At 71.0% G+C, this 22,626-nt stretch carries 24 protein-coding genes; 17 read left to right on the forward strand and 7 right to left on the reverse strand.

Annotated elements, in window-relative coordinates; genetic code table 11:
- The gene (locus BLR46_RS11035) at positions 1 to 870 is read right to left on the reverse strand and encodes a hypothetical protein (protein ID WP_093252130.1); all 870 of its coding nucleotides are present in this window, start codon (positions 868 to 870) and stop codon (positions 1 to 3) included.
- 65 nt (positions 871 to 935) lie between these two features.
- Here BLR46_RS11035 and rimP point away from each other — a divergent pair, with 65 nt between their 5' ends.
- Both rimP and nusA read left to right on the forward strand, forming a co-directional pair.
- Positions 936 to 1,400, forward strand: coding sequence for a ribosome maturation factor RimP (gene rimP / locus BLR46_RS11040; protein ID WP_093252134.1), 465 nt, complete (start codon positions 936 to 938; stop codon positions 1,398 to 1,400).
- 2 nt (positions 1,401 to 1,402) lie between these two features.
- On the forward strand, positions 1,403 to 2,371 hold the full coding sequence (nusA, locus tag BLR46_RS11045; RefSeq protein ID WP_093252136.1) for a transcription termination factor NusA: 969 nt from the start codon (positions 1,403 to 1,405) through the stop codon (positions 2,369 to 2,371).
- A gap of 62 nt (positions 2,372 to 2,433) precedes the next feature.
- On the opposite strand, the gene BLR46_RS11050 is transcribed toward nusA, so the two are convergent.
- Positions 2,434 to 3,009, reverse strand: coding sequence for a phage protease (locus BLR46_RS11050; protein ID WP_093252139.1), 576 nt, complete (start codon positions 3,007 to 3,009; stop codon positions 2,434 to 2,436).
- A 114-nt stretch (positions 3,010 to 3,123) separates the two neighbouring features.
- Here BLR46_RS11050 and BLR46_RS11055 point away from each other — a divergent pair, with 114 nt between their 5' ends.
- Complete coding sequence (locus BLR46_RS11055) at positions 3,124 to 3,366, forward strand: YlxR family protein (RefSeq protein WP_093252142.1); 243 nt, start codon at positions 3,124 to 3,126, stop codon at positions 3,364 to 3,366.
- On the opposite strand, the gene BLR46_RS11060 is transcribed toward BLR46_RS11055, so the two are convergent.
- From BLR46_RS11060 to BLR46_RS11070, 3 genes are read right to left on the reverse strand one after another with little or no spacing between them, the layout of a single operon-like run.
- On the reverse strand, positions 3,337 to 4,110 hold the full coding sequence (locus BLR46_RS11060; RefSeq protein WP_093252145.1) for an amidohydrolase family protein: 774 nt from the start codon (positions 4,108 to 4,110) through the stop codon (positions 3,337 to 3,339). The genes BLR46_RS11055 and BLR46_RS11060 overlap by 30 nt on opposite strands.
- On the reverse strand, positions 4,103 to 5,299 hold the full coding sequence (locus tag BLR46_RS11065; protein ID WP_093252148.1) for a DegT/DnrJ/EryC1/StrS family aminotransferase: 1,197 nt from the start codon (positions 5,297 to 5,299) through the stop codon (positions 4,103 to 4,105). Before BLR46_RS11065 ends, BLR46_RS11060 begins: the two co-directional genes overlap by 8 nt.
- Positions 5,296 to 6,039: an amidohydrolase family protein gene (locus BLR46_RS11070; RefSeq protein WP_093252150.1), complete on the reverse strand. Its 744-nt coding sequence runs from the start codon at positions 6,037 to 6,039 to the stop codon at positions 5,296 to 5,298. The genes BLR46_RS11065 and BLR46_RS11070 overlap by 4 nt, the downstream gene beginning before the upstream one ends.
- A gap of 261 nt (positions 6,040 to 6,300) precedes the next feature.
- Between BLR46_RS11070 and infB the strand changes: the two genes are divergently transcribed.
- The 12 genes from infB (at position 6,301) to BLR46_RS11130 (ending at position 18,609) form a co-directional block, all read left to right on the forward strand.
- Positions 6,301 to 9,192 (forward strand): translation initiation factor IF-2, encoded by a 2,892-nt coding sequence (gene infB, locus BLR46_RS11075; RefSeq protein ID WP_093252153.1) that lies wholly within the window; start codon positions 6,301 to 6,303, stop codon positions 9,190 to 9,192.
- The gene (gene rbfA / locus BLR46_RS11080; protein WP_093252155.1) at positions 9,192 to 9,611 is read left to right on the forward strand and encodes a 30S ribosome-binding factor RbfA; all 420 of its coding nucleotides are present in this window, start codon (positions 9,192 to 9,194) and stop codon (positions 9,609 to 9,611) included. The genes infB and rbfA overlap by 1 nt, the downstream gene beginning before the upstream one ends.
- Complete coding sequence (gene truB / locus BLR46_RS11085; protein WP_093252158.1) at positions 9,608 to 10,495, forward strand: tRNA pseudouridine(55) synthase TruB; 888 nt, start codon at positions 9,608 to 9,610, stop codon at positions 10,493 to 10,495. The genes rbfA and truB overlap by 4 nt, the downstream gene beginning before the upstream one ends.
- Before the next feature lie 4 nt (positions 10,496 to 10,499).
- The gene (locus BLR46_RS11090; protein ID WP_093252161.1) at positions 10,500 to 11,384 is read left to right on the forward strand and encodes a bifunctional riboflavin kinase/FAD synthetase; all 885 of its coding nucleotides are present in this window, start codon (positions 10,500 to 10,502) and stop codon (positions 11,382 to 11,384) included.
- A gap of 224 nt (positions 11,385 to 11,608) precedes the next feature.
- Positions 11,609 to 12,241, forward strand: a complete 633-nt coding sequence (locus tag BLR46_RS11095) for a VOC family protein (protein WP_176761747.1) — start codon at positions 11,609 to 11,611, stop codon at positions 12,239 to 12,241.
- 30 nt (positions 12,242 to 12,271) lie between these two features.
- A complete protein-coding gene (locus BLR46_RS11100; RefSeq protein ID WP_093252166.1) occupies positions 12,272 to 13,288 on the forward strand; it encodes a zinc-binding dehydrogenase in 1,017 nt (338 codons plus the stop codon).
- 1 nt (position 13,289) lies between these two features.
- On the forward strand, positions 13,290 to 13,715 hold the full coding sequence (locus BLR46_RS11105) for a PaaI family thioesterase (RefSeq protein WP_093252167.1): 426 nt from the start codon (positions 13,290 to 13,292) through the stop codon (positions 13,713 to 13,715).
- Positions 13,712 to 15,223: a class I adenylate-forming enzyme family protein gene (locus tag BLR46_RS11110; protein ID WP_093252169.1), complete on the forward strand. Its 1,512-nt coding sequence runs from the start codon at positions 13,712 to 13,714 to the stop codon at positions 15,221 to 15,223. The genes BLR46_RS11105 and BLR46_RS11110 overlap by 4 nt, the downstream gene beginning before the upstream one ends.
- The gene (locus BLR46_RS11115; protein ID WP_093252172.1) at positions 15,220 to 16,032 is read left to right on the forward strand and encodes an ABC transporter permease; all 813 of its coding nucleotides are present in this window, start codon (positions 15,220 to 15,222) and stop codon (positions 16,030 to 16,032) included. Before BLR46_RS11110 ends, BLR46_RS11115 begins: the two co-directional genes overlap by 4 nt.
- The gene (locus BLR46_RS11120; protein ID WP_093252173.1) at positions 16,029 to 16,799 is read left to right on the forward strand and encodes an ABC transporter permease; all 771 of its coding nucleotides are present in this window, start codon (positions 16,029 to 16,031) and stop codon (positions 16,797 to 16,799) included. The genes BLR46_RS11115 and BLR46_RS11120 overlap by 4 nt, the downstream gene beginning before the upstream one ends.
- Position 16,800: 1 nt before the next feature.
- Entirely contained in the window at positions 16,801 to 17,616 is an 816-nt protein-coding gene (locus tag BLR46_RS11125; protein WP_093252176.1) for an ABC transporter ATP-binding protein, read from the forward strand.
- Positions 17,617 to 17,628: 12 nt separating this feature from the next.
- On the forward strand, positions 17,629 to 18,609 hold the full coding sequence (locus tag BLR46_RS11130) for an ABC transporter substrate-binding protein (RefSeq protein WP_093252178.1): 981 nt from the start codon (positions 17,629 to 17,631) through the stop codon (positions 18,607 to 18,609).
- Positions 18,610 to 18,667: 58 nt separating this feature from the next.
- On the opposite strand, the gene BLR46_RS11135 is transcribed toward BLR46_RS11130, so the two are convergent.
- Positions 18,668 to 20,347: a DUF2207 family protein gene (locus BLR46_RS11135; protein WP_093252181.1), complete on the reverse strand. Its 1,680-nt coding sequence runs from the start codon at positions 20,345 to 20,347 to the stop codon at positions 18,668 to 18,670.
- A gap of 44 nt (positions 20,348 to 20,391) precedes the next feature.
- On the opposite strand from BLR46_RS11135, the gene BLR46_RS11140 reads away from it, so the two are divergent.
- On the forward strand, positions 20,392 to 21,591 hold the full coding sequence (locus BLR46_RS11140) for a neutral zinc metallopeptidase (protein WP_143008279.1): 1,200 nt from the start codon (positions 20,392 to 20,394) through the stop codon (positions 21,589 to 21,591).
- A 1-nt stretch (position 21,592) separates the two neighbouring features.
- Here the strand turns inward: BLR46_RS11140 and BLR46_RS11145 are convergent, their stop codons facing one another.
- Complete coding sequence (locus BLR46_RS11145) at positions 21,593 to 22,072, reverse strand: GNAT family N-acetyltransferase (protein WP_093252187.1); 480 nt, start codon at positions 22,070 to 22,072, stop codon at positions 21,593 to 21,595.
- Between the two features lie 182 nt (positions 22,073 to 22,254).
- On the opposite strand from BLR46_RS11145, the gene rpsO reads away from it, so the two are divergent.
- Positions 22,255 to 22,518, forward strand: coding sequence for a 30S ribosomal protein S15 (gene rpsO, locus BLR46_RS11150; protein ID WP_093252190.1), 264 nt, complete (start codon positions 22,255 to 22,257; stop codon positions 22,516 to 22,518).
- Positions 22,519 to 22,626: the final 108 nt, after the last annotated feature.

Genomic DNA, 22,626 nt, shown 5'->3' on the forward strand with positions numbered 1-22,626 from the left:
TCAGTCCCAGCCGGGCCACCGGGGGATCCGTCCCCCGGCGGCCTGCGCCTGCGCCACCTGCTCCGGCCACAACGGTTCGCCGCCCGGCTCGTCGGCCGCCAGCAGCACCAGCCCCTCCAACAGCCGCACCTCCAGCGCCCCCCAGCCCTCCCGGATGGACGCGACGTCGCTCATGGCCGTGGGCAGCGCGAAGGCCGCCGGCTGCGAGGGCGCCACGCCGTCGAAGCCGTCGCGGATCTCGTTGCGGAGCGCCTTGGCCGTGGCGAGGCGGGCCCCCAGCTCGGCACGGAGCGGCTCCTCCGCGGCCAGCCTCCCGAGCCCGACCTCGAGCCCGTGGACCAGTGCCCACGCGTGCCGGAGCGCCACTTGGCGTTGGCCGTCGAGCGTCTCGACGAAGGCGGGCGAGCCGCCCTCCGCGGGCACCGAGGACGTGTCCGCCAACCCCGCGGTCGCCGCGGCCGCGGACAGGAACAGGAGGCGGTCCGCGACGGTGTCCGCCTCGTCGGCGCACACCACCAGGCCTGCGGTCGCCGTCGATACCGCCCCGCCGAGGTCCGTGGCCGACGCGGCCGGAGGGGAGAAGATCGGGTCCGGCTCCGCGTAGGGGCTCATCGAGTTGAAACGGGCGAGCTGCGCCTCGCACTGCGCCGTCGCGGCGTCGCGCCACGACCCGGACTGCGCCGAGCGCACCTGCTCGAGGACGCCCGCGGCGAGTGACGCGGCTCGTGCCATGAGGGGCGCCTGCACCGGCTCGTCGGGTTCGCGGACCCGTGGTGCGGTCCCCTCGGGCACGAGGATCGTCGGGTCCCCCGCGCAGCCGACCAGGCCCAACGCCGCGCCGAGCATGACGGAGCGCCGAGCGAGAAGCATGGCGCCCAGCCTATAGGTATGCTTGTGCTTCACAATTGAGGCCCACAACCGGATACGGAGAAAGCATGCAGGAACGAGCTTTGGTCGAGGTGGTCGAACCCATCCTCGCGGCACACGGACTGGAGTTGGACGCTCTCGACGTGACTCCGGTCGGGAAACGCGCCATCTTGCGCATCACCGTGGACGGTGACGGGCCCGAGGGCAAGGGGCCCCTCCTCGACGACATCGCGGCGGCATCGCAGGCGGTCTCGGCCGCGCTCGACGAGAGCGCAGCCGTGGGTGAGCAGCCCTTCACGCTCGAGCTGTCCTCGCGCGGCGTCTCGAAGCCGTTGACCGAGACCAAGCACTACCGGCGCAACGCCGGCCGGCTGGTGAAGCTGTGGATCGGGGACCAGGAGGTCCTGGGCCGCATCGTCGGCGCCGAGGACGACTCCGTCGCGCTCGACGTGAAGGGCGAGGTGAGCAGGATCCCGTTGGACCAGGTCACGAAGGCCGTGGTGCAGGTCGAGCTGAACCGCAAGGAGGGCTAGGCATGGACATCGACATGGCGGCGCTTCGCGCCATCGAGCGGGACCGGGACATCCCCACCGAGTACCTGCTCAAGACGCTCGAGGACGCGATCCTCAACGCCTACAACAAGACCGACCACGCGCTCCGCGGCGTGAAGATCGACATCGACCGCCGGACCGGCAAGGTCTCGGTCCTCGCGCCGGAGTTCGGCGACGACGACGAGATCATCGGCTACTTCGACGACACCCCCGAGGACTTCGGCCGGGTCGCCGCCTCGACGGCGCGGCAGGTCATCACCCAGCGCATCCGCGAGGCGGAGGATGACCAGAAGTACGGCCACTTCGCGGGCGTCGAGGGCGACATCGTCACCGGTGTGGTCCAGCAGGACCGGGACTCCAAGACGGTGCGCGTGGACCTCGGGACGCTCGAGGCGATCATGCCGCTCGCGGAACAGGTGCCGGGGGAGGAGTACACCCACGGGCGCCGGCTCCGGGTCTTCATCGTGAGCGTCCGACGGGAGGCGCACGGTCCCCAGGTGGTCGTGTCCCGCACCCACCCGGCCCTGGTGAAGAAGCTGTTCGCGCTGGAGGTGCCCGAGATCGCCGACGGCGTGGTGGAGATCAAGGAGATCGCCCGGGAGGCCGGGCACCGGACCAAGATCGCGGTCGCCTCCAACAATCCCGACGTCTCCGCCAAGGGCGCCTTCATCGGTCCGATGGGGCAGCGGGTCCGCGCCGTCACGAACGAGCTCGGCAACGAGAAGATCGACATCGTCGACTACTCGGAGGACCCGGCCAAGTTCGTCGCCGCGGCGCTTTCGCCGGCGAAGGTCCTCAACGTGGTCATCACCGACAAGGCAGGCAAGGCGTGCCGGGCGGTCGTCCCCGACTACCAGCTCTCACTGGCGATCGGCCGAGAGGGGCAGAACGCGCGCCTGGCGGCCCGGCTCACGGGCTGGCGCATCGACATCCAGCCCGACACGCAGGGCTGAAATCGGCGCGACGACGCAGGGCCCGGGCACACTGCCCGGGCCCTGCGTCTTCTTGCGTGGCGTCAGCGGCCGCCGCGCACGCCGACGATGCCCTCCTCGACGGCCTTGCGCACCGCGTCGGCCTCCGACTGGGTGAGCTTGCCGTCCTCGACCGCCTGGTCGAGCACCTCATCGGTCTCCGCGTCGCGGGCGGCCTGGCGCTCGTCGTGCATCTCCTGCAACGCGGCCTTGACCGTGTCGACGTCGATGCCCAGCTCGGTGGCGAGGGCGTCCGCCATGGCGTCCTGGTGGGACTGGCGGTCCTCGTCGCTCATCCCGAACGGTCCGCCCTCCTGCATCGTCGAGCGCAACTCGTCCCGCACCGCCTCCATGGCGTCCTCGATGTCGTCCTCCGCCACGCCGAGCTTCTCGGCGAGGGAGCCGAGGTCGGCGCCGCCGCGCATCGCGCCGTGGCCCCGCATGTGGCCCCGGAACCCGTCCTGGCCCCCGCGACCCCAACCGTTGCCCGGTTGCGCCTCCGCGCTGGCCGACGGCGTGGGCGTGGACTCCTCGTCGGCGCTCGCGGTCTGGGCGACGCCCCAGGCACCCCCGACCAGCGCCAGTGCCGTCGCGCCGCCCACTATGAGCTTGTTCTTCATGGCTCTTCACTTCCCTTCAGGAACGTGGTGTTCGATGCCACCAGCGTGTCGCCCCGAGCTGTGACTCGGCTGTGGACGCGACCCGGCTCTCCTGTGAACTGCTACCTTGCAGGCATGCCCCAGCGCACGTGCATCGGATGCCGGACCGTCGACGACCAGGCGGCGCTGCGTCGGCTCGTCCGCCGAGGCGACGTCGTGGTGGACGGGACGAAGCCTCGCGCCCCCGGACGCGGCGCGTACGTGCACGCCGGCTGCCTCGGGCTCGCCGTGCGACGTCGGGCCGTGACGCGCGCCTTCGGGGCCGGGGCCGAACTCGACCCGTCGCTGTCAGCCGAGCTCGAGCGAGTCGCCGAATAGCGCAACGGCGTTGCGCCACATGACGTCCTCGAGCTCGTCGGCGCCGAGATCCGCGGCGGCGACCTGGCCGAACGCGACCACCGGGTCGAGCAGTGACGCGTCGGTGCCGAACAGGACCTGCCCGCGGGGGGCGTGCCGCATCACGTGGCGCATCTGGCCCGCCAGGGCTACCGAGCACGACGGCTCCAGGTAGAGGTTCGGGTTGGCGGTGGCCGCTTCGCAGGCCAGGTCCCAGCGGTCGGCGCCCATGTGGCCGGCGATCACCTTGATGCGATCGAGGCCTCGCATCGCCGCGGCGAGCTGCAGGACGTCGTCGCCCCAGGTGTGGATGAGCAGCGTGGCGGCGTGCTCGTCCAGCAACCGCAGCGCGTCGCGGATCTGGGGCGACGCCATGGTGGTGCGCGGGTAGTGGGTGTGGACCTTGACGCCGACGAACGGGCTGTCGGGCCGGAGCCACCGGTCGAGCTCGCGCGCCGCGGTGTCGAGGTCGCGCTGGTTGATCACGACGTAGCCGCGGAACGTGTCGTGGCCCTCGAGCGCCCGGGCGAGTTCCTCGTTGCCCTCCCGCGCGTCGTGGAAGACACCCCGCGCGTGGGAGACCAGCTGGCGCGTGATGCCCCAGCGATCGCACAGCCGCTGGCTGGCGGCGAGGTCGCGCTGGCCCATGTGGAAGAAGTAGGGGCCGACGTGGGCGTGGACGTCGACGACGTGCGCCACGCGGGCCAGTGGGTGCAGCTCAGCCACGGGTGGACCCCGCCTCCGCGATCGCCCACCGCAGGGACTCGGTGGACGCGCGCACGTCGTCAGGCGTGAAGTTCTCGTTGATGGAGACCGTCACGAGCGTCTCCCCGATGAGGCGCTCGGCCGCCGGGCAGTGGGGCGCGCCACGGTCCGACAGGGTGAGCGGCCAGCCGGAGGCGCCGAACGTGCGGCGCTGCGCGATGACGGGGTTCGCGTAGAGGGGCCGCTGGAGGTAGCCCGCGGAGGCGCCGAGCCCGGTGCCGTTGACGAGTTCGGCGAGTCGGCGGTTGTCGAAGCCGGCCGTCGCCGCGTCGACCACGATGGGGTAGAGCCAGTAGCTGTGGCCGGTGTGGTGCGGGACCGTGACGCCGGGGGCGGCGATCGCCGTCGACCACGCCTCGGCGATCGCCCTGCGGTCCTCGACCACCGACGCCACCTTCCCCAGTTGGACGCGAGCGACGGCGGCCGTCAGCTCGTTCATGCGGTAGTTGAGGCCCAGGAAGAGGTGGGTCCGCTCGCCGGTGTCCCTCGGCCAGCCCTTGTCCGTGAAGAGGGCGGCCCGCCGCGCCAGCTCGGCGTCGTCCGTGACGAGGAGCCCGCCGTCGCCGGTGGTGATGTGCTTGGACTGCTGGAGGCTGAAGCACCCGATGTCCCCGACGGTGCCTGCCAGGGCGCCGCCCGGGGTGCGGGTCAGGTACGCCTGCGCGCAGTCCTCCACGACGCGGATCCCATGGGGGCGGCACAATGCCACGATGCCCTCGACGTCGGCGGCCCCGCCGAAGAGGTGGACGACCATCACCGCCCGGGTGCGCGCCCCGAGCACCTCCCGGACGCTCTCGGCCGTGAGGCAGCCGGTGACGGGGTCGACGTCGGCGAACACGGGAACCAGGCCCTGGGCCAGCGCCCCGACGAGGCTGCCCGCGTCGGTTATCGGCGGCATCACGATCTCGTCGCCCGGCTCGAGGTCCAGCGCGGCCACGGCGGCGTGGATCACGCCCGAACCCGTCGCGGCGGCCACTGCGTGCGCGCTGCCCGTGAAGGCCGCGAACTCCCGTTCGAGCGCCACCACCTCCGCGCCGTCGACGCGCCAGAGATGGCCGCTGCGCAGGACGCGGAGCACGGCCGACTCCTCCTCCTCGCCCAGTCTGCGTCCCGCCGCGTCGGCGATGGTCGGGTAGTTGTGCATGGTCATGCCTCCAGGAGGGAACGCAGGGTGCCGCCCGCCACGGCGTCGAAGTCGGCGGGGGAGAGCGCGGCGTCACGCAGCCGCCAGACGGTGGGTTCGAGGTCCTGCAGCGGCGTCCCCGACCCGAAGGTCAGGTGGGCCGCGCCGACCTCGTCGCAGATGATCTCGAAGGAGTCTGGGCCGAGCATCCGGCGCGTCGACACCACGAACGCCGGCTCCTCCTGCGCGACGAGGAGGAAGTCGGCCAACTCGTAGTAGGAGGCGTCGAGGAAGACCGCCTTGGCGCCGAGCCCCCGGAAGGCGGCCTGGACGGCGGTGAAGTCGCCCTCCACCAGCATCACGAGCCTCCGCGCCGCCGCCTCCGTCACCGTCTTCCGGTACCCGGGGGTGGAGGGGCTGATGCCCTGCGTGGAGCCCGGCAGCCGGATCGCGCGGACGCCTGACTCGACCCATCCGTCGAGCCGTTCGCCGATCCCGTAGGTGTCGCGGAGGTTCACGGCGTGGCACGGCACCCAGCCATGCTCCCGGGCCAGGGCCGAGGCCCGCCGGTTGCCGCGCTCCTCGTCGTACCAGACCGCCTCGGCGCATGCCACCACGGCCGAGTCGATCCCGCCACGGGCTTGGAGGGCCAGCAGCGCCTCCGGGGACGCGTCGAGTTCCGGTCGTGCCGTCCAGTGGCCGACCACCACGTCGCAGTCGAGCGCCAGCCGGCGTTCGTCGAGTGCCAGGTCTTCGAAGAACCCCATACCCATTCCTGTAGAGAAGGTTTTCCATAGAGCCTACAACGTCGCGCGCAGCGCCACAAGGAAACAGGGGTTTGCGTCGGAGGGGTGGCGACGCGTTAGAATGACCAACGGTCCAAGGACCGCTCGTTCCCCTGCCCCGAACCCGTCGGGGCACTACCCAGAAGGTGGGCTAACGCTCATGACCACTCGATGAGTTACCAACGATGAGCAACAACTAACCGGTCCCGGCCGCTTGAGGCTTGGGCCCCTTGAAGGAGAGTAGTGGCTAAGCCTCGCGTTCATGAGATCGCAAAAGAATTCGGTATCGCCAGCAAGGACCTGCTGAGCTGGCTCAACGACCAGGGTGAGTACGTCCGCGGCGCGTCGTCGTCGCTGGAGGCTCCTGTCGTGCGCCGGATTCGTGAGCACTTCGGTGCCAAGACCAAGGGGGGCGCCGCCCCGAAGCCCGGCGCGCCCAAGGCCGCGGCGGCCAAGCCGGCGGCCCCGGCGCCCGCCCCCAAGCCGGCCGCGGCCGAGCCGCAGCAGCGCCCCGCACCCACCCCGCAGCCCCAGCCGGAGCCTCCGGTAGCGCCCGCGGCGGCCCAGCCGGCCGAGCCGCAGCAGCGACCCGCAGCGCCCGCGCCAGGGGCCGCCAAGCCAGGCGCCCCGGCGCCGCGCCCGGCCACCCCGTCGGCGCGCCCCGCGGCCCCGGCGCCGCGTACGCCCAAGCCCGGTGAAGCACGCCCAGCCGCGGGAGCCCCTCGTCCCGGGACACCCGGCGCGCCCGGTTCGCGTCCTGCGGCGGCCCCCGGCCCCCGCCCCGGATCCGGAGCGGTTCCCGGACCGCGCCGTCCCGGGACGCCCCGTCCGGGCAACAACCCGTTCGCGCCGAGTCAGGGCATGGGCACGCAGCAGCGCCGCCCCCGCCCGGACGGCGACCAGCGGCGCCCCGGCCCGCGTCCCGGCGCCCCTGCCGGCGCGCCCGGTGGCGACCAGAACCGCATGCCGCGTCCCGGCGGCACCTCCGGCATGCCGCGTCCCAACCCCGCGATGATGCCCAAGCACCGTGATCCCGCCATCGGCGGAGCGCCCGCTCGCGGTGGTGCACGGCCCGCCGGCGGCGGCCGTGGCCGCCCGGGCGGCCGTGGTCCCGGTGGTCCCGGCGGCGGTGGTGGCGGCGGCTTCGGCGGCCCGCCGATGGGCGGTCCCGGCGGACCCGGTGGACGCGGCGGAGCCCGCGGCCGTGGCGGCACGCAGGGCGCGTTCGGTCGCGGTGGCGCTGGAGGTCGCCGCGGTCGCAAGTCGAAGAAGCAGCGTCGTCAAGAGTTCGACGAGATGCAGGCCCCGGCGATCGGCGGTGTGCGCGTCCGCAAGGGCGGCGGCGAGACGATCCGTCTGCGTCGCGGCGCCTCGCTGACCGACCTCGCCGAGAAGATCGGCGTGGACGCGGCGTCCCTGGTGCAGGTGCTGTTCCACCTGGGCGAGATGGTCACCGCCACCCAGTCCGTCTCCGACGAGACGCTGGAGATCCTGGGCGCCGAGCTCGAGTACAACATCGAGGTCGTCTCCCCGGAGGACGAGGACCGCGAGCTGCTGGAGAGCTTCGACGTCGACTTCGGCGAGGACCTCGGCGACGAGGACGACCTGGCGGCGCGCCCGCCGGTGGTCACCGTCATGGGCCACGTCGACCACGGCAAGACCAAGCTGCTCGACGCCTACCGCAAGTCGAACGTGGTCTCCGGCGAGGCCGGCGGCATCACGCAGAAGATCGGCGCCTACCAGGTCGAGGCCAACGTCGACGACCAGGATCGCAAGATCACCTTCATCGACACCCCGGGTCACGAGGCGTTCACCGCCATGCGTGCCCGCGGCGCCAAGTCGACGGACATCGCGGTGCTCGTGGTGGCGGCGGATGACGGCGTGATGCCGCAGACGATCGAGGCCATGAACCACGCGATCGCGGCCGAAGTGCCCGTCGTCGTGGCCGTCAACAAGGTGGACAAGCCGGCCGCCGACCCCACCAGGGTCCGCGGGCAGCTGTCCGAGTACGGCCTCGTGCCCGAGGAGTACGGCGGCGACACGCAGTTCGTCGACGTCTCGGCGCTCACCGGCCAGGGCCTCGACGAGCTCCTGGAGGCGATCGTCCTCACGGCCGACGCCGCGCTGGACCTCCGCGCCAACCCCGACATGCCCGCGCAGGGTGTCGCCATCGAGGCGCACCTCGACAAGGGCCGCGGCGCGGTCGCGACGGTCCTCGTGCACCGTGGGACGCTGCACATCGGTGACTCCATCGTCGCCGGCTCGGCCCATGGCCGCGTGCGCGCCATGATCAACGACCTGGGTGAGAACATCACCGAGGCGCCGCCGTCGATGCCCGTCCAGGTGCTCGGCCTGACGTCGGTCCCCGGTGCCGGTGACAACTTCCTGGTCGTCGAGGACGACCGCGTCGCCCGCCAGATCGCCGACAAGCGGGAGGCGCGCATGCGCGCAGCCCAACAGGCCAAGTCCAGCCGCCGCAAGACGCTCGACCAGCTGTTCGAGCAGCTCGAGAAGGGCGAGACGCAGGAACTGCTGCTCATCCTGAAGGGCGACGGCGCGGGCTCGGTCGAGGCGCTGGAGGATGCCCTCAGCAAGATCGAGGTCTCCGACGAGGTGTCGCTGCGGGTCATCGACCGCGGTGTCGGTGCGATCACCGAGACCAACGTGTCGCTGGCTGCGGCGTCGAAGGCGGTCATCATCGGCTTCAACGTGCGGCCGACCCCGCACGCGGCGCAGATGGCCGACCAGGAGAACGTCGACCTGCGGTTCTACTCGGTCATCTACCAGGCGATCGACGAGATCGAGGCGGCGCTCAAGGGCATGCTCAAGCCGATCTTCAAGGAGGTCGTCCGGGGCCAGGCCGAGATCCGCAACATCTTCCGTTCGTCCAAGATCGGCAACATCGCGGGCTGTATGGTCATCGACGGCACCATCAAGCGCAACGCCAAGGCGCGCCTGCTGCGTGACGGCGTGGTCGTCACCGAGACGTCCATCGCGTCCCTGCGGCGCGAGAAGGACGACGCCACCGAGGTGCGCGAGGGCTTCGAGTGTGGCCTGACCCTGCACAACTACGACGACATCAGGATCGGCGACATCGTCGAGGTGTTCGAGATGGTGGAACAGGAGCGCGTGTGATGAGCAACCCCCGCAACGCCAAGCTGGCGGACCAGATCAAGACGATCATCGCGTCCGCGCTCGACCGCCGCGTGAAGGACCCCCGCAAGGGATTCATCACGATCACGGAGGTCAGGCTGACCGGCGACAACCGTGAGGCGACGGTGTTCTACACCGTGTTCGGTGACGAGGCGGCCCGGACCGACAGCGCGGCTGCGCTGGAGTCCGCCAAGGGCATGCTCCGCACCACGGTCGGTCAACAGCTCGGCCTGCGGTACACGCCGACGCTGGACTTCGTCCTGGACGCGACGGAGGAGGAGGCCCGCCACATCGAGGACCTCCTCGCCCGCGCCCAGGCGAGCGACGCCGAGGCGGCCGCCCGGCGCGAGGGCCAGCGCTACGCGGGCGAGGCCGACCCGTACAAGAAGCCGCTCGAGTGAGCCTCGATGGGGTGGTGGTCGTCGACAAGCAGTCGGCGGCCACCTCCCACCAGGTCGTCGGGCGGCTTCGCCGTCTCCTCGGCACGAAGAAGATCGGCCACGCGGGGACGCTCGACCCCATGGCCACCGGCGTGCTCATCCTCGGGGTGGGCCGCGCCACCCGGCTGCTCGGCCACCTCGCGCTGCACGACAAGCGCTACCTCGCCACCGTGCGCCTCGGGGAGCGTTCCGACTCGGACGACGCGGACGGCGTCGTCGAGGCCGTCGCGGACGCCTCCGGGCTCACCCGCGAGGACATCGACCGTGCCTGCGCACCGCTCCGCGGCGACATCCAGCAGGTGCCCAGCACCGTCTCCGCGATCAAGGTCGGCGGCAGGCGGGCCTACGCCCTGGCCCGGGAGGGCAAGCCCGTCGAACTGCGGCCCAGGAGCGTGCGCGTGTCGCGCCTCGACGTGCTCGGGTTGCGCCCCGACGGGGCCTGCCTCGACGTCGACATCGACGTGGAGTGCTCCAGCGGAACCTACATCCGGGCCATCGCCCGCGATCTCGGCGCCGCGCTCGGCGTCGGCGGGCACCTCACGGCGCTGCGCCGGACGCGCATCGGCAACTTCGACATCGACGACGCCGTCGTCCTCGGCGACGAGGCACCCGAACTCATGACCATGGCGGAGGCGGCACGTCGCAGCTTCCCGGTGGTCACGCTCGACGAGGCGCAGACCAGGGACGTCCGTTTCGGGCGGGCGCTCGACGTGGCCGTGCGGGGCCCGGTCACCGGGCTGTTGTCCCCGGGCGGGCAGCTGCTCGCGCTGTACGCGCCCGAGGGGGAGCGGGCCATCCCCGTGACCGTTCTGGTGGGCCCGGACGACGAGATTGCTCTAGGGTGAACCGGTGAGCGTCGTCGCGATTGGGAACTTCGATGGGGTGCACCGCGGTCATCAGGCGGTGCTGCAACACGCCCGCGCGGGCGGGCTGGACCGCCTCATCGTGGTCACGTTCTGGCCCCACCCCGTCTCGGTCCTGCGGCCCGACAGGGCCCCGAAGCTCCTGACCGACCTCCAGACGAGGATCGAGCTGCTCCGCCAGGCGGGGGCGGACGAGGTGCGCGTCGTCCGCTTCAACGAGACCGTGTCCAGGATGAGCCCCGAGCACTTCGTCGAGACGTTCCTGCTGCCGCTGCAGCCCCGCCGTGTGGTGATCGGCATCAACTTCCGCTTCGGCCACCGCGCCGCCGGCGACGTCGAGACCCTGCGCCGACTGGGCGAGGGCCGATTCGAGGTCGAGGCGCTCGAGCTCGAGTCGATCCATGACGAGACGACCTGCTCCAGCGCCATCCGCCAGGCACTGGCCGGCGGCGACGTCGCGCTGGCGGCGGAGCACCTGGGCCGACCGTTCCAGTTCCGGGGACTGGTGGTCGTGGGGGACCAGCGTGGTCGCGACCTCGGGTTCCCGACGGCCAACCTGCTCGTGAGCCCGGACATGGCAGTGCCCGCCGACGGGGTGTACGCCGGCTGGCTGACGCGCGTCGACATACCTGGCGGATCCCCCATGCCCACGGCCATCTCCGTGGGATCGAACCCCACCTTCGACGGGGCAGAGCGACGGGTGGAGAGCCACGTGCTCGACCGCGACGACCTCAGCCTCTACGGGGCCGAGGTCGTGGTCGACTTCGTGCAGCGGCTGCGCGGGCAGGTGAAGTACGAGGGCGTCGGCCCGCTCATCGAGCAGATGCGCCACGACATCGACGACGCCCGCAGCATCCTCCTGGGCCACTAGGCCCGGCACCGCCGGAAATTGTTCGTCCATTCTCTGGAATCCGGAATAACCCCGCGGGCCCGGAAGTTGTAGGTTCTAGCAACCACAGCTTTCGAGGGAGCCGAACCCATGCCGCAGGCCAACCGACAGCGCACCGCGTGCACCGCGGCGCCCTCGTGTTGTCGCCCCTGCGGCCCCTACGCCGGCTGACGCTCGCCCACCCGAAAACCTTCCTAGGAATGACTATGTCCACACCCCTGAACCTGGATCACGTCGTGGTCGCGACGAACAACCTCGCCGCGACCGTCCGAGACTTCGAGGAAGCCACGGGCGTCGCCCCCCAGGCCGGCGGCGTGCATCCACAGTTCGGGACCCGGAACTACCTGGTCACCTTCGGCGGTGGCGCCTACCTCGAGCTCATCGGGCTCGACCCCGACATCGCGGTCCCGGGGGAGACGCGGATGTTCAACCTGCACCGCGTCATCACCCCCGTGGTCGCGACGTTCGCGATCCACCCCTCCGACCCCGACGACGCGCTGCGCCGCGCCGCAGACCTGGGGCTCGACCTCGGCCCGCTCGCCGGTGGGCAGCGACGGGACACGGAGGGCAACCTGCTCGAGTGGCGGCTCACGCGGCCGCTGTTCGCCGAGGAGTCCGGCGTGATCCCGTTCCTGATCGACTGGGGCTCCACCCCGACGCCCGCCGAGACCGTCCGTGCCGCCGCGGCGCTCGATGACTTCCTCGTGGCCCACCCGGATCCCGACTGGGTGCGGCAACGCTACGCCGCACTCGGCACCGATCTCCCGGTGGCGCGGGCCGACCAGCCGTCCCTGTCCCTCACCGTCTCCGGGCCCGGCGGTGCCTGGACCGTCAGCTGACCACCGAGCAACGAAAGAAGGAGCACGAAATTGCGCGCCGTAACCATCCCCGAGCATGGCAACGTGGAGGCACTGAGGGTCGTGGAGGACCACCCCAGGCCCATCGCCACCGAGGGTCACGTCGTCGTCAAGGTCCGGGCCTCGTCCCTGAACTACCACGACATCTTCACGCTGCGGGGCATGCCGGGCATCACCATCCCGATGCCGGTGGTGCCGGGGCTCGACATCGCGGGTGAGGTCGACGAGGTCGGCGCCGGCGTGGAGGGCTGGGAGATCGGTGACCGGGTCCTCGTGCACCCCATCAACTCCGAGGGCAAGCTCATGGGCGAGGTCGTTGACGGGGGACTCGCGCAGTACTCGCTGGTGGAGGCCGGCCAGCTGATCCGGCTGCCGGACGCGGTCAGCTTCACGGAGGCCGCGGCGCTGCCCGTCGCCTACGGCACCGCGCACCGCATGATCGTCGACAAGCAGACCATCAAGGCCGGGGACAAGGTCCTCGTCCTCGGGGCATCCGGCGGTGTCGGCACCGCCTCGGTCCTCCTGGCCAAGCGGCTCGGGGCGTACGTCGTCGCGGCGGCCGGCTCCGACGAGAAGGGCCGCCAGCTGCTCGAGCTGGGCGCCGACGAGTTCATCAACTACCGGGAGCAGGACTTCTACGCCTGGACGAAGGAGCACCTCGGCAAGCCGTCGCGGACGAGCTACGAGGGCGGCTTCGACGTCATCGTCAACAACACCGGCGGCGACACCTGGCACCCGACCCTGCGGTCCACCAAGCGCGGCGGCTCCATCCTCGTCTGCGGCGCCACCGCCGGCTTCGACCCCACGGAGGACCTGCGCTACATCTGGAGCTTCGAGCTGCGCATCATCGGCAGCAACGGCTTCGACACCCCCGACTTCGAGTCGCTGCTGCGCTACGTCGAGGAGGGCGACTTCCACCCGGTGATCGACTCGGTCGTCGGACTGGACGACGCGGTCGACGCCTTCCGCCGCCTCGAGGGGCGCCAGGTGTTCGGGAAGATCGTCGTCGACCCCTGGCTGGAGGCCTGACATGGCCCTACCGGAACTCGAGGTCGTCCAGGGCTGGATCGACGACAGCCCCTACAACTCGTGGCTCGGCATCCGGGTCACCGACCTCACCGCCACCACCGTCACCTTCGAGGTGGACGCGCGCCCCGAGTGGCGCACCACCGTCGAGCCCCCGGCCGTGCACGGCGGGATCCTGGCGGCGCTCCTCGACGCGGCAGCCGACTTCTCGCTGATCGGCACCGTGGGCAAGCCGGTCCCGACCATCGACCTCAGCGTCAACTACCTCCGGGGTGCCGCCATCGGACCGATCCGCGTCGTGGGCCGGCTGATCAAGCCCGGATCGCAGATCGCGACGGCCGAGGCCGAGGCCGTGGACGCCAGCGGGAAGGTCGTGGCGATCGCGCGGGGCACCTTCCTGGCATCCGCGGCGAGGAGCGACGGCACATGATCGACGGCTTCCCGTACCGCAACCAGGGCGACGCGATCGCGACCGGCGATCCCGCCGCCGAGGCGATCTGCTGCTACGGCCACGACGGCGTCGAGCGGATCTCCTTCGGCGACCTCGCCGCGAGGGCCGACGCGGTCGCCGACCGGCTGCTCGGCCGCGGTCTCGCGGCGGGGGACCGGGTGGCGATCCTCGGCCTGAACTCGATCGACTGGCTGCTGGCGTTCTACGGCACGCTGCGCGCCGGGCTCGTCGCCGTACCGGTGAGCCACAAGTTCCCCGGCGAGGTCCTCGACCACGTGCTGATCAACTCGGGCAGCGCCGTGGTGCTCGTGGACGACCCCCGCCGGCTCGCCGCCGCCTCCGTGGAGGTGGCCTCGGCCCCGCTGGCCGACATCGCGGCTCCCGGCGGCACCGAGTGGCGGCCGCGTCACGAGCGCGACGGCTCGGACGCCGCGATGATCCTGTACACGTCGGGCTCGACGGGGATGCCCAAGGGCGTCGTCCTCTCGCAGGACTCCCACCTGTGGGTCCTCGCGCAGGGGCTGTCGAACTTCGGCGAGCACTCCGACGACGTCAGTAGCCTCGTCGCCGCACCGCTCTACCACATGAACGCCCTCGCCAACGTCCAGGCGCTGGTGCTGGCGGGCTCCCGCACCGTCCTGCTCCCCACTTTCGACGCGCGGCTCTTCCTGCGTGCGATCGCCGACGAGCGTCCCACCCGCCTGACCGGCGTGCCGCCGATGTTCGCGCTGCTCCTCAAGGAACGCGAACTGCTGGAGACGCTCGACCTCGGCAGCGTCCGCGAGATCTACATGGGATCCGCGCCCGCCTCCGACGACCTCTTCGCCCAACTCCGCGAGGTGTTCCCAGGGGTGCGGATCAGTTTCGGCTACGGCACCACCGAGTCCGGTCCGGTGGCGTTCGCGCCGCACCCCGACGGCATCCCCACCCCCACCGGTTCCGTCGGCGTGGCGAACCCTGCCGTCGACATCAGGTTGGTGGACCACTCGGGCCGCGAGTCCGGCGACGAGGGCGTGATGGAGATCCGGACGGGCGCGCTCTTCACCGAGTACTACCGACGCCCCGACATCCCCTCGCCGATCACGGCCGACGGCTTCTACCACACGCGCGACGAGTTCCGACGCGACGAGCAGGGCTTCTTCTACTTCACGGGGCGCAGCGACGACATGTTCAGCTCCGGCGGTGAGAACGTCTACCCCCGCGGCATCGAACTCGCGCTGGAGGAGCACCCCGACGTGAGCGAGGCCGCGGTCGTGCCGCTGGCCGACGACGTCAAGGGTTCCCGGCCGGTCGCGTTCGTCGTGCCGGCCGCCGGCGCCACGATCGACGAGCAGGCGCTGCGCGAGTGGTCGCTCACCAAGGTCGAGCCGTTCGCGCACCCGCGCCGCATCTTCGTCGTCGACTCCCTTCCGCTGTCGCAGACCAACAAGGTCGACCGCGCCCTGCTCACCCGCAGGGCCGCCGAGCTCGCGGGAGGTGGGCGATGACGATCACCGTGCAGCGCGCCGAGAAACTGATGCGCAGTCGACGTGCGGCGCAACTGTGGCTGCCGCTCGCCACCATCGTGGCGCTGCTCGCCCTCTGGGAGCTCGCCGTGCGCGGGGGGCTGTTCCCGGAGCGCTACGCCCCGCCGCCCACGGTCATCCTCGGACAGTTGCTGGGGATGCTGTTGGAGGCGGGCGTCTGGCAGGCGGTGGCCGACACCCTCACCGGTTGGGGCATCAGCCTGCTCATCTCCGTGGTGGCGGGCACCGTGCTGGGCACGATCCTGGGGCGGTTCGCCTCGGCGTCGGCGTTCTTCCGCCCGATCGTGGAGTTCCTGCGGCCCATCCCCTCCATCGCCATGATCCCGCTGGCGGTCCTCATGATCGGATCCGGGAAGCCCACCGAGGTCTTCCTCGCCACCTACGCGGGCCTGTGGCAGATGCTCGTGGCGGCCGTCGCCGCGGTGGGCGCCGTGGACCCGGTCGGGCTCCAGACCGCCCGCTCGTTCGGGCTCTCCCGCGCGGACCAGGTGAAGTACGTGATGCTGCCGTCCATGCTGCCGCGGCTGGTCACCGGCGTGCGGATCGCGAGTTCCACCGTCCTGATCTTCTGCATCACGGCGGAACTGCTGATCGGCGTACCGGGCCTCGGCGCCGGGTTGGGCGCAGCCAGGGGAGTCGGCGACATGCCGCGTATGTACGCCTACGTCGTGATCATCGGCGTGCTGGGCTACGCCCTCTCCGCGCTGTTCAAACTGCTGGAGACCAGGCTGCTGTTCTGGCACGAGTCCGTCAGGGGGGCGCACCGATGAACCGCTGGAAGCCATGGGTCCTGTCCGCGCTCGGCGCCGTCCTGGCGCTCGTCGCCTGGTGGATCGCCTCGGACCAGGCGGGGTCCATCTACTTCCCCCCGCTCCAGGACGTGTTGGAGGGTGTCTGGACGTACTGGGTGGTGGGTGACGGCGGTCGCCACCTCGCCTCCAGCATGGTCAACCTCTTCGCCGGTCTGGCCATCGGGGTGGTGGGCGGCTTCGTGCTCGGGTTGCTGATCGGGCAGAGCCGACTGGTCCGGACCGCGCTCACGCCGTCGCTCGAGTTCGTCCGCGCCATCCCGGCCACGGCGCTCATCCCGTTCGCGATGGTGGTCTTCGGGCTGGGTTCCGAGATGAAGATCTTCATCATCGCGCTCGGCACGCTGTTCCCGATCCTGCTCAACGTGATCGACGGGGCGCGCGAACTCTCGCAGGAGGCGCGGGACACCGCGAGCAGCTTCGGCATCCGCGGCTGGCAGAAACAGTGGCGCGTGGTCATCCCGTCCGTCCTGCCGCGGGCGGCCGCCGGCATCAGGATCGCGCTCCCGCTGTCGCTGGTGCTCGTGGTGACCAGTGAGATGACCGGCTCAAACACCGGCATCGGCTACGTGCTGATCACGGCGCAGAACTCGTTCAACCAAACCTCCGTCTGGGGCGCCATCGTGCTCCTCGGCGTGCTCGGGGTGATCCTCAACTCACTCTTCGGCCTCGTCGAGCACCGCCTGCTGGCGTGGGACAAGGGCCTTCACCGACAAGGAGACCACTGACATGGCGCTGCTCGAAGTACGCGACCTCACCAAGACCTACCCGGCCACCCGGCGCGGCGCCCGCGCGACCCACGTGCTCGACGGCGTGACGTTCGACGTGAACCGCGGGGAGTTCTTCACGATCGTCGGTCCCTCCGGCGCCGGCAAGACCACCCTGCTCCGCTGCATCTCGGGCCTCCTCCGGCCGACCGAGGGCTCGGTCACGCTCGACGGTCGCCTGGTCGACGGTCCGCCGCGGGAACTGGCGCCCGTGTTCCAGGACTACTCGCGCTCCCTGTACCCGTGGCTGACCGTGGCGAAGAACGTCGCGCTCCCGCTCACCTCGGCCGGGATCGCCAAGGCCGAGGTCGACGACCGCGTCCAGCACGCCCTGGCGTCCGTGGGGCTCAAGGGGGAGGACGCGAAGTACCCGTGGCAGCTCTCGGGCGGCATGCAGCAGCGCGTCGCCATCGCCCGCGCCCTCGCGTACCGGGCCGAGGTGCTGATCCTCGACGAGCCCTTCGCCTCCGTCGACGCCCAGACCCGCGCCGACCTCGAGGACCTCCTGCTGAAGGTGAAGCACGAGAGCGGCGCCACCTTCCTCTTCGTCACGCACGACGTCGACGAGGCCGTCTACCTCTCCGACAGGGTCGCGGTCGTGTCCAAGTCGCCGAGCCGGATCGAGAAGCTGGTCGACGTCCACCTCCCCGCCGAGCGCAACCAGCTCACGACGAAGGCGCTGCCGGAGTTCGGGGAACTCCGGGCGGAGATCTTCGCCACCATCCGCCACCTCGTGGTGGCCAAGCCCACGGCCCAAGGGCCGGAATACGTCATCTGAGAAGGAGACACCATGTCCAGAACCACCTCGCTGCGTGCGCTGGCCGGCGCCGTGTCGGCGGCCACGCTCCTCATCGCCGGCTGCTCGGGCGGCCCGTCGGTCGAGACCGACGAGCAGGGCAACGCGCAGCTGACCGTCTACCACATCACCACCGCCGACTCCTCGCCGCTCCACCTGGGCATCGAGAAGGGCTTCTTCGAGGAGGAGGGCCTCGACGTCACCGTGAAGATCGCGGAGTCGGGCTCCGCCATCATCCCGAGCGTCGTCAACGGCGAGTCGCAGATCGGCTACGCCAACGTCGTCTCCGACCTGGCCGCGATCGACCAGGGGCTCGACCTCCGCTTCGTCGTCAACTGCTGCGGCACGTACTCCGAGCCCAGCCAGGACACGTCGGGCGTCTTCGTGCTCGAGGACTCGGACATCGCCGGCCCCGAGGACCTGCCCGGCAAGAAGATCGCCGTGAACTCCACCAAGAACCTCGGCGACATCACGATCCCGTACGCGTTGGAGCAGCAGGGCATCGACCCGGCCGGCATCGAGTGGGTGCCGATGAACTTCTCCGACATGGGCGGCGCGCTCGAGCGCGGCGACGTGGATGCGATCTGGCAGGTGGAGCCGTTCCGCACGCTCGCCACCGAGGCGGGCTACCGCAACGTCCTCGCCAACTTCACCGAGGCGCTGCCGGACTCGACGCTGGGCTACTACATCACCAGCGCCGAGTTCGCCGAGGAGAACCCGGACATCGTCCAGGCCTTCCAGCGGGGCATGTCCAAGTCCAACGAGTACGCCACCGAGAACGAGGACGAACTCCGCCAGGCCGCGATCGACTACGTGAACGTCGACCCGGCCATCGCCGAGAAGATGAACTTCGCCGCGTTCCGGCCCGGCCTCGACACCGACGCGATCCGCACCTACGGCGAGCTGTCCGTGAAGTACGGGGTCATCAGCAAGGAACCCAACTACGACGACTACATCATCCAGCCCGAGTCCTGAGCGGGGAACGAGAGGGCGGGGCCGGCGCGATCGCCGGCCCCGCCCTTTTCCGTCCCGGTCAGCGCCCGAACAGGTGCCCCTGGATGGAGGCGATCAGCGCGTCCAGCGACTGCGGCAGCTGCTGCAGGTGCCAGTCGGCGGGCGCCCGGTACCAGTGCAGCGCGTCCGGGTCCGGCGTGTCGTCGCGGTCGGCGGCCACCATGGCGCGGATCCAGCGGTCCTTGCCGCCCAGCACCACCGCGTACGGCAGGAGCTGGGAGATCTCGTCGAGCTCACGGCCCTTCGGGAAGGTGTCCGTGCGCTGGAGGGCGAGGATGGCCGCGAATCCGTGGAGTCCGGCGAGGAGCGCGGAGCCCTTGGCCGAGCGGCGGGGCATCTCGGGCGCCACGAACAGGGACGCGACGCCGATCGCGACCACCGCCACCCCCACCAGGCCCCAGGAGGTGAGCCAGGCGAGCACCCCGGTCAACGCGAGCCCGATGACGAGGAGCGTGGCGCCGACGGTGCGGGTGTCCGTGCGCGCGGCATCGGGGCGCTTGGAGAACCAGCTGTGGGCCACGACGTCGTCGTAGAGCTCGTTCTGCAGCGAGTCGACGATGGGCCCCACGGCCTCCTGGATCCGCGAGACGAACACCTGCTCGCCGGCGGCGGGCGCCAGCGCGTCCAGGAGCAGGGCCTCGTAGCGGTGCAGTTCGTCGGTGGGCTTGTCGAGGCGCACGAACGTCCAGTCCACGCCGCCGCCGACGCGCAACTCGTCGATCCGCAGGTAGCCCCGGACCGCGAGGTCGATGATCGTGGCGGTGATGTCGACCGGGTCGACCGTCTCGTCGGCCACCGTGCCGATCTGGCCGGGGCGGATGTCGCGAGCGAGGCGGAACTCGCTGATGCCCTCGCCGACCGGGTGGAACTCGCCGATCAGGGTCGGGGGCCTGCGGGTGTCCGCGTCGCGGCCCGAGCGCCGGTGCCACCACCACAGGGCGAGGCCCCCGACGAGCAGGACCACCAGGGAGGCGAGCGCGGTGCCGAGGTTCAGCGCGAAGGCCCGGTCGAGCGTCCACAGCGCGCGGATGCTGGCGGAGTCGGCCACCGCGTCGGCGGGCTGGCTGGCGGCGACGACGACCACGTCTCCCGGCGCGAGCGGCCCGTCCTGGAACGTCGGCGTGCCGATCGACTGGTGGTCGATGTTCCACAGCGCGCAGGTGCGCAGGGCCGACGGGGCGCCGGCGCGGCACTCGAAGTCCGGCGGTGACGCGATCAACTGGGTGCTGCCCGACACCGATCCGATGGCGAGGTCGAAGCCCTGGACGACGGGCCAGGAGAAGCGCCTCGACGCTGACTGCCCGGCCGGGGTGTGCACGGTGCCGTCGACGATGTAGCTGATGGTGACGGGCTCGCCGCCGGCGGGGCGCGGGTCGAACGAGATCGTCCAGGCGGCGGACGACTCGTCGACGTCGTGCTCCAGTTCCGCACCACCACTGGTGACGCTGACCCGGTCGATGGAGTACTCGAACTCCCGCAGGTCGCCGAGCGGCGCCGTCCTGGCGATCCGCTGGGTGACCTCCTCGCCGAGGTCCGCCCCGGTGAGGGTCGTCTGCACGGCCAGGCTGCCGTCCTCGGCGAGTCGGGCCGTCACTTGGAGCTGGTCGATCTGCGACTCGGCCCGGGCGGCGGGTGCCGTGGCGGCGAGCAGCAACACTGCGGACACGGCGCTCAGGAGCAGGGAGAGGTACTTGTGCAAGGCGGGTCCTAGGGCGGGAAAACGTCCGGCTCACTATCTCACAGGTGACTGGCCGGATCTTCACGATGGTGGTCGTGACGCACCGGGGAGGTACCGTGGACGATGTGACTCCCCCCCAGACCCACGGCCCGTACCCTCGCCGGGCGTACGTGGGCCCGAGCTCCTTCGGTCCTCGTTGGGGTCACACGCACGCCGGGATGCCCGTGGCGCCGCGGCACGCCGCGCCTCCGCCATACACGGGGCGGCCCGGTCCCGCGTGGGGGCACTACGGGTCGCCGCACCAGGCGCCGCTCCATCCTCCGCCCGGCTACCAGCCCTGGCAGCAGCCGCCGCGACGCAGGAGTGGGTCCGCCTGGTGGCTCGCGCTGCCGATCGTCGTCGTCGCCCTCATGGTGGGCTACTTCGCCCTCACGCGCGGAGGGCTCGGGGTGCCGGAGCAGGTTGCGCGCGAAGACGTCGCGTACGTGAACGAGGACTATGCGGTCCCCGCGACGGGGGAGGGGCCGACGCAGATCGTCGACACCCGCGACAACCCCTCGGTCCTCACGGACAGCGCGTTCTACGGACAGCCCGTCCCCGTCCCCGTCCGCTGTGAGCCGGCAGACGTCACGAACCTGTCCGACGCCGCCCAGTTGCAGCGCCGGTCGAGCGACATGTCCGAGTGCCTGACCCGCACCTTCGGTCCGGCGCTCGAGGCCTCCGGGTTCGAGGCCTACCAGCCCCGCGTGCTCGTCTACTCCGCGGAGGGCACGACCCCCTGCGGCGAGCTCGAGCTGCCGGGGGCGTTCTACTGCGGGGCCAACCAAGGCATCTACCTCTCCTCGGACGTCGCCGAGCTGGGCGGACTCAACCTCGCCGGCGTCGACTACGTCCTCGCCCACGAGTACGCCCACAACGTCCAGGGCCGGACTGGGATCCTCATCCAGAGGGTCTACGAACAGCGCAAGGCCACCGACGAGGCGCGCGAGCTCGAGGTCAGCCGCAGGCTCGAGACGCAGGCGGACTGCCTCGCGGCGTCGTTCATCACCTCGGTGTCGGAATCCGTGGGCTACACCGACCGGGAGCGGGGACTCATCGTCGCGGCTGCGCGCAGCGTGGGCGACGACATGTTCCTGCCGCCGGAGGAGCTCCCGTCGACGCACGGCGTGTCGGCCTCCCGTCAGCTGTGGACCGAGCGCGGCTTCGCCGCGACGATGTTCGGCGACTGCAACACGTTCGTCGCCCCCGCCGACGAGGTCCGCTGAGTCAGCGGGCCGTCAGCGACTTCTTGTAGACCGCGTAGTGCGTGGACGGCTCGACGCCCTCGCCCACCTGGTTGACCTCATGGGTCTCGACGAAGATGTGCTCGCCCGTCGGGTGGTACTCCAGCGACACGTAGAGCGGGATCGCCTTCTCGTTGTTGGGGTCCACCGCGAGGTAGACCGATTCGAAACCCCGCTGGCGCGCCTGCTCCTCGATCCACGTGGACAGCGCGCGACCGGCACCCCGTCGCCGGGCGTGCGGGTAGACGTACATGTTGCGCAACTCGGGGGACCACTGTTCGGCGTCCAGGTCCAGGAGCGCGGTGCCCAGCAACTCGTCGCCCTCGGTGGCGACCGCGAAGATCAGCTCACCCGCCTGTTGGGCGGCGAAGTGCGTGTCGACGAGCCCCAGCTCCGGCCGGGCCTGCAACTCGCGCAGTCGCGGCAGATCAGCTTCCTGCACGGCGCGGACTTCGATCGACATGACCCCTCCTCGGATCTACGACTTGCGGTTGCCCCAAAGCCTAGCGGGTCATGGTGACTTGGGTCGGCGGGTCTGCGGATGCTAGGGTTACCCGGTTGCCGTAGATCGGCCACGGCCCCGTAAGAGCCCCGACCGCACCCGCGACTGGGGCGCCGTGCAGCGAACCGAGAGGAGCCCCATTTATGGACGCCGCTGAGAAGAAGAAGATCATCGAAGAGTACGCGACGACCGAGGGCGACACCGGTTCGCCCGACGTGCAGATCGCGCTGCTGAGCAAGAGGATCGCTCACCTGACCGAACACCTCAAGCAGCACAAGGGCGATCACCACAGCCGCCGTGGCCTGATGCTCATGGTCGGCCAGCGCCGCCGCCTGCTGAACTACGTCGCCAAGCAGGACATCGAGCACTACCGCGCACTGATCGCCCGTCTGGGCCTTCGTCGCTGAGTCACCGAGAAGTGCGGGCACCCCTGGCGGGGTGCCCGCATTTTTCTTTGTCCGGGCCCGGTTCGCCCGATTCTGTGCCGAAGTGGACCTTCAAGGTAAGGTGGGTCC

Source organism: Tessaracoccus oleiagri, from assembly GCF_900103275.1.
Taxonomy (GTDB): domain Bacteria; phylum Actinomycetota; class Actinomycetes; order Propionibacteriales; family Propionibacteriaceae; genus Arachnia; species Arachnia oleiagri.